The sequence below is a fragment of the Ruminiclostridium cellobioparum DSM 1351 = ATCC 15832 genome, from assembly GCF_000621505.1.
GTDB lineage: Bacteria > Bacillota > Clostridia > Acetivibrionales > DSM-1351 > Ruminiclostridium > Ruminiclostridium cellobioparum.
The window spans coordinates 239,671-254,936 of sequence record NZ_KK211289.1 but is presented as its reverse complement, the minus strand read 5'-3'; the positions used below and the strand labels follow the sequence as shown (position 1 = coordinate 254,936).

The following is a 15,266-nucleotide window of genomic DNA, read 5'->3' as shown; positions in this document are numbered from 1 at the left end:
CCTAGCTTTGAATCGGCACTATTTGATATACGGACATGGCGGTTCGTTTAACCATGGTGCGGAAGCGCTGGTTTGTACGACAATCGCATTGCTCCGGCAGTACTCACCTGGCTGCAGAATCACTCTTTCAACTCATTTTCCCGATCAGGACAGGAAATTTTCCATTGACGCCGACGAATTTGTTGAACGCAATATGGAAGGCGATACGAATGAGCAGATTTATGCCGGAACGCTCAAATGTATTGCTCCTGATACCGTATGTATTCATATAGGGGGAGATAACTACTGCTATAGGAACTGGCAAAGGTATTCCATGATACATTATAAGGCATTGGAGCAAGGCGCGGCCAGTATCTTGTGGAGCTGTTCCATTGATCCTGAAGCAATTGATGAAGAAATGCTGAAGGCTTTAAACACCCATCATCTTATTACAGCACGGGAATGTATTACATATGATGCATTGGTCAGGTGTGGTTTATCTAATGTTATAAAGGTTTCAGATATTGCGTTTACACTGAAACCCCAGCCGGTAGAATTTGATTTATCAAATTATGTGGCGCTTAATATTAGTCCGTTGATTTTGCGTAAAAATGCGGCAGTAAAATTTGCAATTGAGGAGCTTATCTGTTTTTTATTGGATGAAACGAACCTGAATATAGCACTTGTACCTCACGTTCTGGCACAAACAGATAATGATTTCGGGATTTTGAAGGAGCTTTTCATAAAGGCTGCAAATACAAAAAGGATAATCTTGGTTTCGGATAAGTTTTCGGCGGGACAATATAAATCCATCATTTCCGGAGCTCGGTTTGGCATATTTGCACGGACTCATGCAACCATTGCAGCGTACTCATCCTCAGTGCCGACTCTGGCGCTCGGATATTCCTCTAAGGCGTTCGGGATTGCCTCGGATTTAGGTATGTCCGACTATGTAATAAATACCGAAGCTGTTTTGGATGGGCAAGTCTTGAAGCAAACATTTCAAAAGCTCATGTCAAATGAACAGCAAATTAAAAAAATGCTTACCGGTAAGATGCCGCAATATATTGGAAATACAGTGAATGATCGTGTATTAACATTTTTGAGTTAATATCAAATTAGGTCTCAGTAAAATAAAATGGCATTTATATGCCACAGCTTAAAAAGAGACTTCTGTTGCAGAGCAGACAACCGATGGTGTAAGGCCTTCTGATTTTACTAAGAACCATTCAACACTTGAAAATAATAAGGGGAGCTAATAAATGGGTAAAATATATATCAGAACATACGCATATAACGCTGAAAAAACCCTTAGGAGGGCAATTAAAAGCGTATTGGAGCAAACACATGGTGATTTTATTTATTATCTATGCGATAATGGTTCAACAGATGGAACCCGTGCTATAGTGGAGGATTATGCCAGGCTGGATTCCCGGATAAGGCCATTTTATAACTCTGTAAACCGCGCTTACATGGAGACGGAAGAGTGTCTGCTTTTACCATATAATATTGAAGATAGTGATTATTACTGTACACTTGACGCGGATGATGAATATCAGCCTACCTTTTTTGCTGATATGCTGCAATTTATGCAGGAAAATAATCTTGATATAGCTGCTTGTGGAAGCGACTTTTTAGATGTAGCTGAAAATAATAAATTGGTAGGACAAAGAATATTGCCGCTGGATATGGTTCTGTATGATCGCACTTTCTCAGATTATTTTGCTTATTATCATGTTTTTATGAGAACATTTTGGGGTAAATTATATAAGGGATTTACATTACGTAGCACAGTACAGGATTCGTCACAAGTTTCTAATTTCCCGACAGCTTACGGAGGAGACACATATAATACTTTGTTGGCTTTTAAATGTGCAAAACGCATCGGTATTCTTGCAAAATCCCTTCACAAATATTATATTTCAAACAAGTCAGTATCCTATCAGTTTCACCCGGGACGTGTAAAATCTGATAGGATATTGCATGAAGCTACACTGGATTATTTGAGGTATCATAATGCAGTAACGCCAAAAAATGAGGATTTTTTACTAATAGTATATCTCAATGCATTGCAAGATACTGTAAATGTCTTACTGCAGGCTAAGATTGGCGATTCAGAAAAACTAAGTCATTTATATGAAATGCTTACATGTTCGTACACAGCTCAGCTTGCGGCCAGAGAAAATTTTGGAGCATTGGTAAACGAAGCTGAAAAGAGGCAGCGTATGCGTCATGCATTGTTTATGGGTGTTGCACAATGGCTGCTGAAAATAGATGATGTTTCAGATGACCGCCTTGCTGAATATTGTTTTATGGGAGAATTTTGCTGTGCGGCAGCCGATTTTGCTGAAGGCTGGGTTTCATTTAAAAAGTTGCATATCAGATATTTGATTAATGAAAAGAATATAATCGAAGCAAAAAAACAGTTTGACAATATTGAAGAGTTTTTGCAGGAGGATCCCGAGATAAATTCTATCAGGTGTATGTTAAACTGACTGCAGCAAAACTGTGACATAAAATACGATGCCAATACTGCAATAAGAATTATATCCCGGTATTTAGGAGGCCCGGGAAGGGTTATAATTCCTAAGCCTCCACGCACTCCTTTATAAACTCAACCACAGTTTCCATATACCTGTCAGGTGCCGTTATAAAGCTTTGCCCATATTCCCTGGCCCCTGAGTTCCAGTAGTGAACCGGCACAGGGCTTTTTCTGAAATACAGCTCATAAAGCAGCTTTGAATTATAGGAAGTGTTTAATTCCTTTTGGGCACCGTCAATCAGAAGCAGGGGTGTGGGAATGATATCCGGGATCTGCGGGATTATGTCCATATCATCGCTAACCTTGGACAGCTTCTTAACAATAAAATCAATGGAATATTTGAATGGGTATTTAGGCAGCCAGCTGCCCTCTGTTGTTGCTAAATCTATGTAGTCATCAATCTTTGCGTAGGGACTGTCTGCTACAATGCCAAGAATACTGTCCCTGTACGGGGTTTTGGTAATGGCGGACAGACAGGAGGAGGCGCCGGTTGAAAAACCCATAAGGATTATCTTTTCGGTATCCTGCTGCTTCAGATATTTAATTGCAGTCAAAACATCGGTAGTTTCATTTTTCCCAAAAGTGGAAATTGAACCGGATGAGTTGCCTGACCCTCTTAAATCTATGGTGAGCACGTTTAAGCCCTCATTGTTAAATCTTGTAATCAATTTAAAGGTTTCCTCATCAAACTGAAGTCTGTTACGGCCATAGTCATGAATCATAAGCACTGTGGTTTTCGAGCCGATGGAGGGGAAAAACCAGCCGTTGATTTTTTCCTTGGTTTCACTGCAGTAAAAACTTACATTCTTATAATCAGGTGCGATATTAGAAGAAATCTGCGGCGTATTCAGTTTTGCCGGGTGGGTTATTTTCCAGGCCGACAAAAAGGAAATAACACCTATTGCCAGACATACAAGTACAAATATATATAAAATAGCGAGAAAAATATTCTTGGGTAATACGCTCTTTCTTTCTGCGAAAGCAACGGGCTTAAGTTGCATTGGTCAAATCCTCCGGAAATTACTATTGACTAATCTTTATTCAAGTTTTATTATATTTTTATTTATTAGGAATGTAAATACAGTATATTTTACGTAATTTTATTGATAATGTCTAAAGACCATGTGTTGCGCCAATATCAATAAAACTGGCAATATATGCTTAATGGAGAAGATCATATGAATCAATTATGCAGTCAATGCCCGAGAAATTGCAATATGGAAAGAAAAACTGCTGCCGGCTATTGCGGAGTGCCTGAACAGCCAAAAGTTGCAAGGGCATTTTTGCATATGTGGGAAGAGCCATGTATCAGCGGAATAAGAGGCTCAGGGACTATTTTTTTCTCGGGCTGCAACCTCAAATGCGTATACTGTCAGAATTACCGGATAAGCCAGGACAACTATGGAAAAGTGGTAACTGTTGAGCGGCTCCAGGAAATAATTAAAGAACTCATAAATACAGGTGCACATAATATCAATTTGGTAAATCCGTCTCATTATACCAGCCCTATAAAGCAGGCCCTGACTTCATTAAAAGAAGCCAACGACCTTACGGTTCCCGTAGTATATAATTCCAATGGCTATGAAACCGTTGAGACACTGCAAACCATGGAAGGTTTGGTTGATGTTTATCTTCCGGATATGAAATATTCCACTGACGCTTCCTCTTTCAAGTATTCCAGAGCTAAGGATTACCCTGAGGTCTGTAAAAAAGCTATTCTCGAAATGTTCAGGCAGGTGGAAAGCCCAATTCTGAACACTAACGGAATAATCCGCAAGGGTTTGATCATCAGACATCTCATTCTTCCCGGGCATACAAAAGAAAGTATTAGCATACTGGATTGGATCAAGGAGAACCTTCCCAAAAGTGTGTATGTATCTTTAATGAGCCAGTATACACCGTTTTATGCTGCCGAAAAATTTCCTGAAATCAACAGACCCATTACCAGAAGAGAATATGAAAGGGTTGTTGATCACTTATATAAACTGGGGCTGGAGGAAGGCTACGTCCAGGAAAGGCAATCCTCTGACACGCAGTACATTCCTGATTTTAATCTTGAAGGAGTATAATATTTATACCTTTTTTTGAAAAATATTTGAAAAATTACAAAATAAATGTTGCATTATGGAATAAATTGGTTTATAATTTACATTACTGACAGTCATTTACATGAAATCATTTTCCTGTAAATTCAAATCAAGAGTCTTTGAAAATTAATTTCAAAATTTTTTAGAATATGGGGAATTATAATTTTAAAAATTTAGTGTAATTACTAATTAAACTGAGCGGATTTTCTTGTTTTTCATATCTGTAATATTGCTAATAAGCTTAGTCAATATTTGTTCAAAGATTTCATTTCAGCTATTTTCTATGAGGAGCTATCATGCAGGACAATTTATTCTTTCAAAAATATAAATACATAAAATCCCTGGGTAAGGGCGGCTGTGGTGAGGTATTCCTGGCAGAAAACAAAAACCTGAGAAATTACTGGGCCGTCAAGGAGATACCAAAGGACCGGAAAACCTCGGTTAGCGGCTACATTGAGCCCGAGATACTAAAGCGTTTAAACCACCCGGCTCTGCCCAGAATATGTGATGTTTATGAAGACGAAGCTAAAATATACATAATCGAAGATTACATTGAAGGTGTATGTTTGCTTCAGGAACTTGAACGTAAAGGAAAGTTCGAAGAAAATAAAATAATAGAATTAGGGATTCAATTGTGCAGTGTCCTGGTTTACCTGCACGGACAGAAGCCCGATCCAATAATATATGGAGATATGAAACCCCATAATATTATTCTTACGAAGGATGGTTTTGTGAAGCTGATAGACTTTGGGGTATCATCCTTTTTAAAAAATGATGATACCGATGCGGAGGCTGACAAAACACTGCCTGCCGAGACAATCTTTATCGGTACGAAGGGATATGCTGCTCCCGAACAGTATCTTGGGGCTTATGTCAGCCCAGGTACAGATATATATTCACTTGGAATAACACTTATACAGCTGATCTCAGATATAAATCCTCTGAACTCCATCCAATCCTATTACAATGATGAATATAAAGAATATATGTCACCCGGGCTGTTCAGGGTTTTGCATAAATGTATTCAGTCCAGTCCGGAGCTCAGATATCAAAGAGCAGAACAGTTGATGAAAGAATTACAGGATTTGAGACTGAATAATATCAATAAACCGCCTGGTATTGTATATGATAAACGAAGTACTTATTATCTTACCAGAATCTTTGCCTTTGCCGGCACAGGAGGTACGGGAGTATCCACCATAACAGCAGCTGTGGCAGCGTTTATGGCAAAGGGCTCACAACCTGTATGTATTGTTGATTTAAGTGAGAACCATACACTGGAGAAAAGTCTGGCTGTGAGGGGCACCACTGATTCTGCCGAACCTGTAAAGATTACGGCAGACCTGTATTATCTCAATCTTGGAAATCTGAAATCCAAGTTAAAAACGTATCCTGATGATCATACTGATCCTTTAATCCTTTATAAACACTTCTCGAAGCTTCAGACTCAATTTTCCTCCATTTTTGTTGATGCTGAGCTTTCAATTCTCAAGTTGATTGAGCATTTCGTAAATCACATTTTTCTGGTATGCGATATGAATCCGTATAACATATCAGGGCTCGGAGCGCGGCTTGATGTCGAAGTAATGGCTTCAGACCTCATTTCAGGAGCATCTTTTATAATCAACAAATTCTATAAGGGAGAATTAAGTTCATACGATCTTCTTCAAAGCATTTTTCAAAGCAAGGGTAATGAAGACCATTTACAAAAACTTATTTCTCTTTCAAGAAAATTTGAGGTTCCGTATGATCAGAGGATATACCTCGAATGGATGTACAGCGGCTTTGGAGAACCCTTGAAATTCGGGAGGTTGCTTTCGGACAGGCTGGAAAAAGCTATTTCCTGCATTGTCACAGAAATCATTCAACCTCCCGGAGCAAGGCCGCATATGAAATTAAAGCAATTAATAAAAGGCAGAGGGTAACCAGGTTAGCTTGAAAGACTTCACTTGCGTTCGTCTTCCAAAACTAACCTGTGATTTATGGCCGTGCGAAATATTCAAAGTATTTTAGCAATACTTTGAAAGCGCACATGGCCAATTAACCTCCTTTATTCGCCACATTGCGATAAAGGATATAAGTTTTCATTACATTTTGTGGCCACAAATGTGGCTCATGGAGGTTAATATGGGAAAAAGAATTATTATTAAAACAACGCTGATTTGTATCGGGGTATTTCTGATACTGAGTTCAGTAGCTTTGGCCTATATTTTTAAGAAATATCCCCTGGATACCGAGCAGTACGTGCCCGCTGTTATCGCAGCAGCGGACATAGAGCCGGGGACGGTCATTGAGAGTAAACATGTACGAACAAAGCAGATTCAGAAATCCGCTCTTAGTGAGGCAATGGAAACTGATATTGGGAATGTTATCGGTAAAAAGACTGTAGGGAGAATAGCAAAAAGTGACTACTTCAGAGGATATGACCTGCTCGATAAAAACAATTGGTATGAGCAGGATGAGAGAATAATTATTCTTCCTGCCAGTGTTGAGGAAAGACTTGCAAATTTAATCCGAAAGGGTTCATACATTGATATCCGGTTAAAAAAGGATACAGGTCAGGTAATAGAAACAATTTTGAAAAAAGTTATGGTTACCGACATGCTTGATGAAAATGGGAACTCAATTGATTCTATAACAGGTATCAATTCAAGGACCGCTTACATGGAGCTTGTGCTTGGAGAGGATGAACGCCGTAAGGTGTACGCTGCAATAACAGAAGGTAAGCTGATATATGAATTGTACTGTGATGAGTCACAGCAATAAAAGATTCATGATAGTAGTGAAGAGATTTCATTACATTTTGTGGCCGCTAAGCGGCTCAAAGCCATAATAATATGGCTTGGGAGGTTAATATGGGGAAAATACTTGCAGTTTGGTCGGACTCCAAACAATCAGGCAAATCGGTAGTTACATATATGCTTGCAAATCAAATGTCCGGTAATAGAAAATTAAAGGTATTGGTCTGCTGTTTAAATTTAAAGCACAGTTCGCTGTATAGATTGTTTGGAATTGATTCATCGGACACCGGACTTGAAGACCTGATAAACTATAAATTTTTTGAAAATATGAAGGAAGAAATAATTCAAGGAATTATACCAAGGTACGGAGATATTTGCTTTCTTGGAAGCTATAAAATGACCAACAGCTATGCTGTTAAAAATGCTGAGAAATTTGCAGATTTGTTTGAGATGCTGAAAAGTTCATTTGATTTAATAATCGTCGACACTGTTTCGGAAAGTGAGAATATCCTTTCCAAACTTGTGCTTCACCAGGCAGATATGATTTTAAAGCTGTATTGTCAGGATATTGAATGCATAAATGGATTGAAACCGTCAGAAAAGAAAGTTTCTGCAAATAAGGAAACAGTTCATTTGATATCCAAATACCGTAATATTTATCCAAAGGTATCTGATTTGAAGCGTAGATTTGGTTTAAATAAAGTTTTTACACATGAGTACTGTGAAACACTTCAGGAAATGAAAAACCGCAATAGCCTCCACCTGTACCTACAGAGAGAAACTGCCTGTAATAAATCCGTTGAAAAAATATCAGGCTATATGCTTCAGGAACTGGGGATTGCAGCAGAAAACGGTGTAACTGGCGACGGTAAAGCCGGTAGCATTACGTCCGGTGACGGGATGACCAATGGCAGCGGTATATTTGGGCGGTTTCTCAGACGGTTTGGCATAGCAGGAGCAAAATACCTTTATACAAAACAGAAATGGAGTTAAAAATGAGAATACTACAAAGATTATGTTTGGCGGAGCTTATGAATTATATTGAGGAAGAACTCCGGATCAATGGTTTTGCAGGTATGAACGAGATACACGAGGGAGGTGCCGGTTATCTTGAAGCGATCAGGCAGACTCAGAAGCTCCTGGCTATAGATGGTAGTGTACAGGCGCGGGAATTTATCCAAAACAGCATTTACTTTATTTTAATCGAGAAGTCCGATCTTATAAACTCCGATAACATTGATCAACTATTGCAAGAGTATCATATAAACTATTATGAAAATATTTATACCGGAGCCAAAGAGGCTGTAAAACCCATAGACAATGAAATAAGCAGCTATCTGAGCAAATATTCCATAAGTGAGCTTGACGAATTTGATACCAAACTTCAAAAGCTGACGCAGATTATTTACCAAGAGATATATGGTTATGGAATACTGGACGAGCTTGTATTTGATCCCATGCTAAATGAAATTGCCTGTACCAGAAGAGATTACATATGGCTTCAGTACAATGGAATAAAAAGGCATATCCCCAATTCAAACTTCATTTTCAAGAATGAGGAGAGCTACCGTAAAGTCATAGAGAACAGGCTTACATCCACAGCAAAGGAAGAGATAAATGCAGGATATCCGCTGGTAAGTGCCATATTGAAAAATGGCTCCAGAGTCACTGCCTTAAGACCGCCACTGTCCAAGTATTATGTCGTAAATGTGAGACTTTTTGCCTCAAAAGCCCAGTTGATGAAATACCGGAGTAAATTTGTAGAGGACAGGATAGCAAGAATCATTGAGCTGCTGGCGGGAAAAGGCAGACGAAATGTTGCAATCATAGGAGAACAGGGCTCAGGCAAGACTACTGCCGCAGATGAACTTATTATCAAACAGCTGGATCCCGATATAAGCATCGGACTGGCAGAGAATATACATGAGCTGAATATTTCAACCAACTATCCCGAGAAAAACATTGTGGAACTGCAGTATACAAAAGATTTTAAACCTTCCGACATTACAGAAATCTTCTTCAGGTTAAACAGAGATATAGTTATCTATGGAGAGGTAAGGAACTCCTATGAAGCTTTTGAAATGATAAAAGCCATGTTAAGGCAGGCCAGGGGAAGCCTTTTTACCTTCCATTCTTCAAGTACAAGACGAATGATACATGATCTCAGACAGCTTTTAATGCAGACGGGGTATTATACCGACTACAGGGAAGCCCAGTTCGATGTGGCTGACGCAGTCGATCTTGTGGTACATATCAAGCTTGACAGGGAAACCGGACAAAGGTATGTATATAAGGTCTCAGAGGTTATTGCAAATGAAGAAGGCATGTCCTTTCAGATAAATGACCTGTTTGTATTTGACAGGGAGAAAGGACAGTATTGGGTCAATCAGAAGGGCTTGTCCAGGGAACAGATATTGTCATGCATGGAGTATGAAATGTCAAATTCGGATATAGAGGAACTTAAAGGTTTGTTCGGTCCTGAGCCGGAAAGAATATCCGGAGGGAAATAATATGCTGGATTCAGTAAAAGGTGTGCTGTATCATTTCAATCCTTTTCTTTCATTTCTTCTGGCGGGGCTGCTGCTGGTTTTAGCCGGAATATACGTATCGGTATACAAAGTTGCTCCATTAAATTATAAAAATATTAAAAACATAAAGAAAGCCAAATATCTTTATTTCATTGAATTTTTCACAAACAGGTTTCCCTTGAAAATATTATCCCGTAAACTTTCAAATTCCATATCATACTTTTTATTGGACGCTTTGGCCGAGAGAAGAATAGCGGCAGTTTTTACCCTTGGCTTACCTCTTGTTGGGAGTCTTATGTACCTGGCCTTGAATGGGGTCTTAAATCTCTGGTATACCAAACTTGTAACTTTCCTTCTGTGCATGATGGTTCCGTATTATGTATTTACGTTAATCGTTGATTATATGAAGTATAGCCTTAGAATGAAAATACCCGTCTTAATTGATGGTTTCAGGAGTTCATTTATGCTGCACTGCAGGATAAAGCCGGCACTTCTGGAGTGCGGCAGGAATATGGACCGGTCGCTGGGCAGGATTATATCAAGGGCTTCCGATTGCAGTGATTTGAACAACAGTCTTTGTGAAGTGAGGGACAGGATTAATGATACCTGGTTCAATATTTTTGTTTTGCTGCTGGTAAATTACCGTGAGAACGGAGGTGAACTTATAGGCCAGCTTTATAAGCTAAACCGGACTATTACCAGGTACAACAATATTGAAAAAAAGAAAAATAAGAGACTCATATGGTATGAGGTTTTTACAGTGGGCGCGAGTATTTTGAGTCTTCCGGTCATATTGCTTCTAAATAAGACCATATTAGGTACAAATACAGGGCTTTATTATAATGTGACTGCTTCATTTGCTAAAATTGCCGTATTCTCACTGGGTGCACTATTGATGGTAAGAATACTGAGAAGAATATAAGGAGGACAACATGATTAAAGGGCTGATGATTTTTGCCGCTTTGCTGGGAATCCTGCTGATTGCATCCGGGGTTTTATATAAAGCAGTAAGACCTTCGGTATATATTGAGAGAGAAAAGGAGGGCAAGACACCCTTATTATTTTTATTGGAAAGGGTCACAAAACATAAAATCATATCTGCCCCGCTAAACTTTATCTCAAAGAACAAAAAAACGCTGGTGAACAGATATCTGACTAAAATACTTGAACTTAGTGAAGCAGGAATAAGCCTTTCGCAGTTTTATTTTTTGAAATTCCTTTGTTTGCTATTCTTTACGGGTTTATTTCTGGCGATTTTGTACAGCAACACAGCCTATCAAGCCAAAATAATAGTTGAGACGTCGGGCTCTGATCAAATCCTCTTTGGCCGTTCAGAAACTGTAGATCATACTAAATACCAGCTTTACAAGCAAATATTGGAGAATATTGATTCCAGGAAGCTGTCGGGCAGCATTTATTCAGAGAAATACAATATGGTTGAAGATGTAATTGCAGAACAATTAAATACGTCGGATAGACATCTTTTGGACGAAAAAACAAAATGGTTTCTGGACACCTGGCAAAAAGTAAAGTTAATCGAAACCTTTCACCTTAAACACCTCATAGCAATGATTCCTTCTTCATTTATACCCGATATGTTTTTTATTATAAGCTGGCTTATAAAAGGTTCTGTATACAAAAGAGAAATAATCAAACTTGAATATGTTTTTGAACTTCTTTCAAAAGTTGAGGGTATTAAAACCCTTGATATTATCAATCAACTGGAGAGGTCTTCAAAAATATATTCAAAATTCTTCAGGGAATTCTCCCATCTTTTTAAATACGATAAGGTCAAGGCCTTTAACTTTTTGAAGAACAGAAACATAAAAAGTCTTACAAAAATAGCCAACATTTTAGAGATATACAGTCGGACAGATAAGGAAATTGCTCTTCAGATCCTTGAGCGGGAAATTATTGAGAGAGATGAGGCTATTATCATGACAGCTGATGAAACTGTGGATTTTATTGATCTGGCAGCATTTCTGAGTATAGTGCCGCTGGTTTATGAATTGGCCAGACTAATGCTGGATCCTATGCTTGACATAGTTTATAAGGCCTTTGATTATATCTAGCAGGAGGTGGTTGGAGATTAAGCAGATAATTGTATCTATTGTATTATTGGCCATTGCATTGGCTCTTATTATAGGAGTCATAATACCGTTGTTCGAACACGGGACGGCTGCAGGCCAAAAAGCAGTTTTGCAGGGAGAAATAGTTAAATCCAGGCTAACTGAAGTGATCAGGTAGCTAATGTAAAAACCCGGTTGAATAAAACAAACTTTAAGCGATCAATTACAGGGAATAAAAAATCATTTAAAAAATAAAAGGAGCCAGGAAATATGAAAAAAATTATATTATCAATAGCTATGTTTGCCATAGCAATGGCACTGCTGATAGCTGTAATATTGCCACTTGCCGAGCATGGCAGAGAAAATGGACAAAAGGTTGAGGTACAGATGGATTCCGTGGATACCAAAGTCAGTTCACTATCTACGGCCATCACGAGGTAGCCAATGAAAAATATATTAATTGCAATAATTATGTTTGCACTGTGCATTGCACTGGTTATAGGTACTGTGCTTCCGGTTACGGAACTTATCTCTGATACCGGCGGAGAAGTATATAAAACAGTACAGGATCTAAGTGAAAATATTAAGTAAAAACTTTTCTCTATAAAACGGAGGTTTGGGATTTTGAATAAAATATATGCTTTCCTGATAATTATACCTGTTATTGCACTGCTCTTTTTTAAGGCCCTGGCCTTCTATGAATTTGACACAAAGCAAAGGTATATAAAGAATACCATAGATACTGCGGCACACAAGGTAATGATAACAGGTGTTTTGACTAAAGGAGACAAAGAAGAAATGATTACAAACCTGAATAAATTAGGTGACTTCGCGGAAGAAAATGTCATACTTGAATCCGGTTCAATAAACTCAAACGGGTCGGTATCGGGGCTGCTTCCCTATACGACAGGAGGGATTCTTGACAGGGGAGAGGTCTTCAGCATTAAGGTGCAGTCAAAAAATGAGAGCTTAACTTCAAGGATAGAAGGAAATTCTGCGGTTGAAAACGGAAAGTTGTATTACAGGGCAAAAGCAATCTGCAGAGTTGAAAAAAAGCAAACCGATGAGTAAAAAAATAAGCCGTATAACAAGTAATCTGCCAATAAATGAGGAAGGCGGCGGACTGGGTACGTTATTTATAGGATTATCAGCGATAGTACTATTACTGATGATTTTTATAAACATTGCCGACTATTCTCTTTATACCTACAAGCGCAATGAAGTTTCAAAGGCAATGGATTATGCTGTTACAGCTGCTTCACAACAAATTAAGGCAGAGCATCTTGAAGAAATGTCAAAGGGTTTTTCAGATACCTCCGGAAAAAAGCTGCTGGAAGGTGTTGAAATTAATATGAGTACGGCAAGTGCTGCCTTCAATGAAATATTTTATAGGAATGTAAGCTTATCAAGTATCAATATAAATAATAACCTGCTATTATGTTCCACAACATTGACAAATGGCAGCCTAAAATACACCATTCATGCCAATGGCAGCACCTTTGAACAGGGAGAAATTAAAGAACCGTCAGAACTGGAAAATATCATAAACACGGCCCTTTCCCGTTTGTGGCCGGATAGTGACAAGACAGGCATTTATATCAACGGAAATCCCAGAACAAATATGGTTGAAAAGGGAACATATTTGTTTGCACTAATAAGAGATATGGAAATAAAAGGATTGATTTCGAAAAGAAAAATTAGCCTTTCAAGCTTTGCAGGAGCAAAACTTGAAAGAGGCCACTAGATTTGTTTTAAAATTTTGTGCAGAGTTTGGTGTAAAAAAAGCACTTCTTCATTTGACAAAGAAAAGCATCTGCCTATCTGCTCGGGGACAGCTGCGGCTTTATCCTTCAGGAGATTGCCGTCTTCAGTTAATTTGATATAAACATTTCTTTCATCCTCCGAACTTCTTATGCGCTTAATTAATTTTTGACCCTCCATTTTCTTCAACAGAGGAGTAAGGGTTCCGGAATCCAGATAAAGCCTTTCACCCAGAGCTTTTACAGTTAAATTATCTTCTTCCCATAATGCCATCAGAGCTATATATTGAGTATATGTCAATCCCAGAGGATCCAGAAACGGTTTGTATTTCCGGATAATTTCCTTTGAACAGGCATATAACGGAAAGCATAATTGATTTCCCAATTTTAATGAGTCGTAATTCATATAACCTCCATAGCACAATGAAATCTCACAATAAAGCGTTACATTCTACACATCTTCTTCATATGCTGCCCTGACGGCTCTGGCAAGCTGATCGGTACAGGAACTTGTTTTGTGTCCGCATTGTATTCCTTTGAAAAATTCTTCTATTTTATCTACCGACATCCCTTCTACAACTCTGCTAATGGCTTTAAGATTTCCGTCACAGCCACCTTTGAAAACTACGTTTTTTACAATATCTCCTTCAAGATCAAAAGTTATTTGCATGGGACATACTCCCTCAGGGTAAAACTCATGTGACATTTTGATATCCTCCCTCAAGTAAGGCAATAATTTGTGATTCAATATCCTCAGGTTTGTGCATGGGTGAATACCTTGCAACAACCTTGCCGTTCCGGTCTACCAGGAACTTTGTGAAATTCCATTTAATATTGGTTCCCAGCAGATTTTGCCCTATGGTAGCAAGACCCTTTCCGATAGCAGATTTTTTACTGTTTTGCTGTTCATCAGGGGTTATGGACTTTAAATAATTATACAGGGGTTCGGCATTTTTCCCGTTCACATCTATTTTTGAAAAAGTTTTAAAGGTAACTCCGAATTTTGTCTGGCAGAAGCTGACTATTTCGGAATCTGAACCCGGTGCCTGGTTAAGAAATTGATTACATGGGAAATCCAGAATTTCAAAGCCTTTATCCTTGTATTTATCATATAGCATTTGCAGGCCCTCGTACTGAGGTGTAAAACCGCATCCGGTAGCAGTGTTTACTATCAGAAGGATTTTGCCCTTATACGTATCCATTTGTATCTCATTATGCTGTGCGTCCAGGACTTTAAAATCGTAAATGTTCATTAATGCATCCTCCTAACCCGTATATTTTATATAATTAAATTGGATACAATTGAATTATATAAAATAATAAATTGTATGTCAACCAGGAAAATAAATAAAATTTTAGTATCATGCTTTCTTGCGAAATCATGATATAATATTTGAAAGGAGTGTGATGAAAAGTGGCTGATGACACATTTGAATTATTGACCAGAATGTATGCTGATTTTACATCGCAGTTTAAAGAGGTTAAAGCTGATATAAAAGAGTTAAAATCCGATGTAACCACATTGAAAGCAAATGGTGTTGCAATGAGAGAAGAAATCGG

Annotated in this window: 18 protein-coding genes; 14 read left to right on the top strand and 4 right to left on the bottom strand. The window is 38.3% G+C overall.

The features are described from left to right. Nucleotides 1-7: 7 nt before the first annotated feature. Nucleotides 8-1,090, top strand: a complete 1,083-nt coding sequence (locus T344_RS0120515) for a polysaccharide pyruvyl transferase family protein (RefSeq protein ID WP_027630240.1) — start codon at nucleotides 8-10, stop codon at nucleotides 1,088-1,090. A 151-nt stretch (nucleotides 1,091-1,241) separates the two neighbouring features. Further along, nucleotides 1,242-2,474: a glycosyltransferase family 2 protein gene (locus T344_RS0120510; RefSeq protein ID WP_027630239.1), complete on the top strand. Its 1,233-nt coding sequence runs from the start codon at nucleotides 1,242-1,244 to the stop codon at nucleotides 2,472-2,474. Nucleotides 2,475-2,565: 91 nt separating this feature from the next. Here T344_RS0120510 and T344_RS0120505 read toward each other — a convergent pair whose 3' ends face one another. Continuing rightward, nucleotides 2,566-3,522, bottom strand: a complete 957-nt coding sequence (locus tag T344_RS0120505) for an alpha/beta fold hydrolase (protein ID WP_027630238.1) — start codon at nucleotides 3,520-3,522, stop codon at nucleotides 2,566-2,568. 177 nt (nucleotides 3,523-3,699) lie between these two features. On the opposite strand from T344_RS0120505, the gene T344_RS0120500 reads away from it, so the two are divergent. From T344_RS0120500 to T344_RS0120445, 12 genes are all read left to right on the top strand, one after another. Further along, nucleotides 3,700-4,590, top strand: coding sequence for a radical SAM protein (locus T344_RS0120500; RefSeq protein WP_027630237.1), 891 nt, complete (start codon nucleotides 3,700-3,702; stop codon nucleotides 4,588-4,590). 314 nt (nucleotides 4,591-4,904) lie between these two features. Further along, on the top strand, nucleotides 4,905-6,533 hold the full coding sequence (locus T344_RS30015) for a serine/threonine-protein kinase (RefSeq protein WP_084331293.1): 1,629 nt from the start codon (nucleotides 4,905-4,907) through the stop codon (nucleotides 6,531-6,533). A 202-nt stretch (nucleotides 6,534-6,735) separates the two neighbouring features. Further along, complete coding sequence (locus T344_RS0120490; RefSeq protein ID WP_027630236.1) at nucleotides 6,736-7,374, top strand: SAF domain-containing protein; 639 nt, start codon at nucleotides 6,736-6,738, stop codon at nucleotides 7,372-7,374. 89 nt (nucleotides 7,375-7,463) lie between these two features. Continuing rightward, nucleotides 7,464-8,342, top strand: coding sequence for a P-loop NTPase family protein (locus T344_RS28905; protein WP_207641862.1), 879 nt, complete (start codon nucleotides 7,464-7,466; stop codon nucleotides 8,340-8,342). A gap of 2 nt (nucleotides 8,343-8,344) precedes the next feature. Next, nucleotides 8,345-9,859 carry an ATPase, T2SS/T4P/T4SS family gene (locus T344_RS0120480; RefSeq protein ID WP_027630235.1) on the top strand — a complete coding sequence of 505 codons (1,515 nt, stop codon included), beginning with the start codon at nucleotides 8,345-8,347 and terminating at the stop codon, nucleotides 9,857-9,859. A 1-nt stretch (nucleotide 9,860) separates the two neighbouring features. After that, complete coding sequence (locus T344_RS0120475; RefSeq protein ID WP_027630234.1) at nucleotides 9,861-10,799, top strand: hypothetical protein; 939 nt, start codon at nucleotides 9,861-9,863, stop codon at nucleotides 10,797-10,799. 10 nt (nucleotides 10,800-10,809) lie between these two features. Beyond that, nucleotides 10,810-11,949 (top strand): hypothetical protein, encoded by a 1,140-nt coding sequence (locus T344_RS0120470; protein ID WP_051572098.1) that lies wholly within the window; start codon nucleotides 10,810-10,812, stop codon nucleotides 11,947-11,949. A gap of 10 nt (nucleotides 11,950-11,959) precedes the next feature. After that, nucleotides 11,960-12,124, top strand: coding sequence for a hypothetical protein (locus T344_RS31065; RefSeq protein ID WP_154669464.1), 165 nt, complete (start codon nucleotides 11,960-11,962; stop codon nucleotides 12,122-12,124). A gap of 92 nt (nucleotides 12,125-12,216) precedes the next feature. Continuing rightward, entirely contained in the window at nucleotides 12,217-12,387 is a 171-nt protein-coding gene (locus T344_RS31285) for a hypothetical protein (protein WP_169738709.1), read from the top strand. A gap of 3 nt (nucleotides 12,388-12,390) precedes the next feature. Further along, a complete protein-coding gene (locus T344_RS31280) occupies nucleotides 12,391-12,537 on the top strand; it encodes a hypothetical protein (RefSeq protein ID WP_169738708.1) in 147 nt (48 codons plus the stop codon). Between the two features lie 33 nt (nucleotides 12,538-12,570). Beyond that, entirely contained in the window at nucleotides 12,571-13,017 is a 447-nt protein-coding gene (locus tag T344_RS0120450; protein ID WP_027630232.1) for a hypothetical protein, read from the top strand. After that, the gene (locus T344_RS0120445) at nucleotides 13,010-13,690 is read left to right on the top strand and encodes a hypothetical protein (RefSeq protein ID WP_084331292.1); all 681 of its coding nucleotides are present in this window, start codon (nucleotides 13,010-13,012) and stop codon (nucleotides 13,688-13,690) included. Before T344_RS0120450 ends, T344_RS0120445 begins: the two co-directional genes overlap by 8 nt. Here the strand turns inward: T344_RS0120445 and T344_RS0120440 are convergent. Genes T344_RS0120440 through T344_RS0120430 form a run of 3 tightly spaced genes read right to left on the bottom strand, consistent with a single transcriptional unit; the run spans nucleotide 13,687 to nucleotide 14,959 of the window. Next, nucleotides 13,687-14,112 carry a MarR family winged helix-turn-helix transcriptional regulator gene (locus tag T344_RS0120440; RefSeq protein WP_004623757.1) on the bottom strand — a complete coding sequence of 142 codons (426 nt, stop codon included), beginning with the start codon at nucleotides 14,110-14,112 and terminating at the stop codon, nucleotides 13,687-13,689. The two genes, T344_RS0120445 and T344_RS0120440, sit on opposite strands and share 4 nt — an antisense overlap. Before the next feature lie 45 nt (nucleotides 14,113-14,157). Then, complete coding sequence (locus tag T344_RS0120435) at nucleotides 14,158-14,412, bottom strand: TIGR03905 family TSCPD domain-containing protein (RefSeq protein WP_027630230.1); 255 nt, start codon at nucleotides 14,410-14,412, stop codon at nucleotides 14,158-14,160. Further along, complete coding sequence (locus tag T344_RS0120430; protein ID WP_027630229.1) at nucleotides 14,402-14,959, bottom strand: glutathione peroxidase; 558 nt, start codon at nucleotides 14,957-14,959, stop codon at nucleotides 14,402-14,404. The genes T344_RS0120435 and T344_RS0120430 overlap by 11 nt, the downstream gene beginning before the upstream one ends. Nucleotides 14,960-15,266 lie beyond the last annotated feature (307 nt).

Bases quoted from the DNA above. Each gene is read 5' to 3' on its own strand.
- T344_RS0120510 (WP_027630239.1), top strand. From the start codon at position 1,242: ATGGGTAAAATATATATCAGAACATACGCATATAACGCTGAAAAAACC.
- T344_RS0120505 (WP_027630238.1), bottom strand. From the start codon at position 3,522: ATGCAACTTAAGCCCGTTGCTTTCGCAGAAAGAAAGAGCGTATTACCC.
- T344_RS0120500 (WP_027630237.1), top strand. From the start codon at position 3,700: ATGAATCAATTATGCAGTCAATGCCCGAGAAATTGCAATATGGAAAGA.
- T344_RS30015 (WP_084331293.1), top strand. From the start codon at position 4,905: ATGCAGGACAATTTATTCTTTCAAAAATATAAATACATAAAATCCCTG.
- T344_RS0120490 (WP_027630236.1), top strand. From the start codon at position 6,736: ATGGGAAAAAGAATTATTATTAAAACAACGCTGATTTGTATCGGGGTA.
- T344_RS28905 (WP_207641862.1), top strand. From the start codon at position 7,464: ATGGGGAAAATACTTGCAGTTTGGTCGGACTCCAAACAATCAGGCAAA.
- T344_RS0120480 (WP_027630235.1), top strand. From the start codon at position 8,345: ATGAGAATACTACAAAGATTATGTTTGGCGGAGCTTATGAATTATATT.
- T344_RS0120475 (WP_027630234.1), top strand. From the start codon at position 9,861: ATGCTGGATTCAGTAAAAGGTGTGCTGTATCATTTCAATCCTTTTCTT.
- T344_RS0120470 (WP_051572098.1), top strand. From the start codon at position 10,810: ATGATTAAAGGGCTGATGATTTTTGCCGCTTTGCTGGGAATCCTGCTG.
- T344_RS31285 (WP_169738709.1), top strand. From the start codon at position 12,217: ATGAAAAAAATTATATTATCAATAGCTATGTTTGCCATAGCAATGGCA.
- T344_RS31280 (WP_169738708.1), top strand. From the start codon at position 12,391: ATGAAAAATATATTAATTGCAATAATTATGTTTGCACTGTGCATTGCA.
- T344_RS0120445 (WP_084331292.1), top strand. From the start codon at position 13,010: ATGAGTAAAAAAATAAGCCGTATAACAAGTAATCTGCCAATAAATGAG.
- T344_RS0120440 (WP_004623757.1), bottom strand. From the start codon at position 14,112: ATGAATTACGACTCATTAAAATTGGGAAATCAATTATGCTTTCCGTTA.
- T344_RS0120435 (WP_027630230.1), bottom strand. From the start codon at position 14,412: ATGTCACATGAGTTTTACCCTGAGGGAGTATGTCCCATGCAAATAACT.
- T344_RS0120430 (WP_027630229.1), bottom strand. From the start codon at position 14,959: ATGAACATTTACGATTTTAAAGTCCTGGACGCACAGCATAATGAGATA.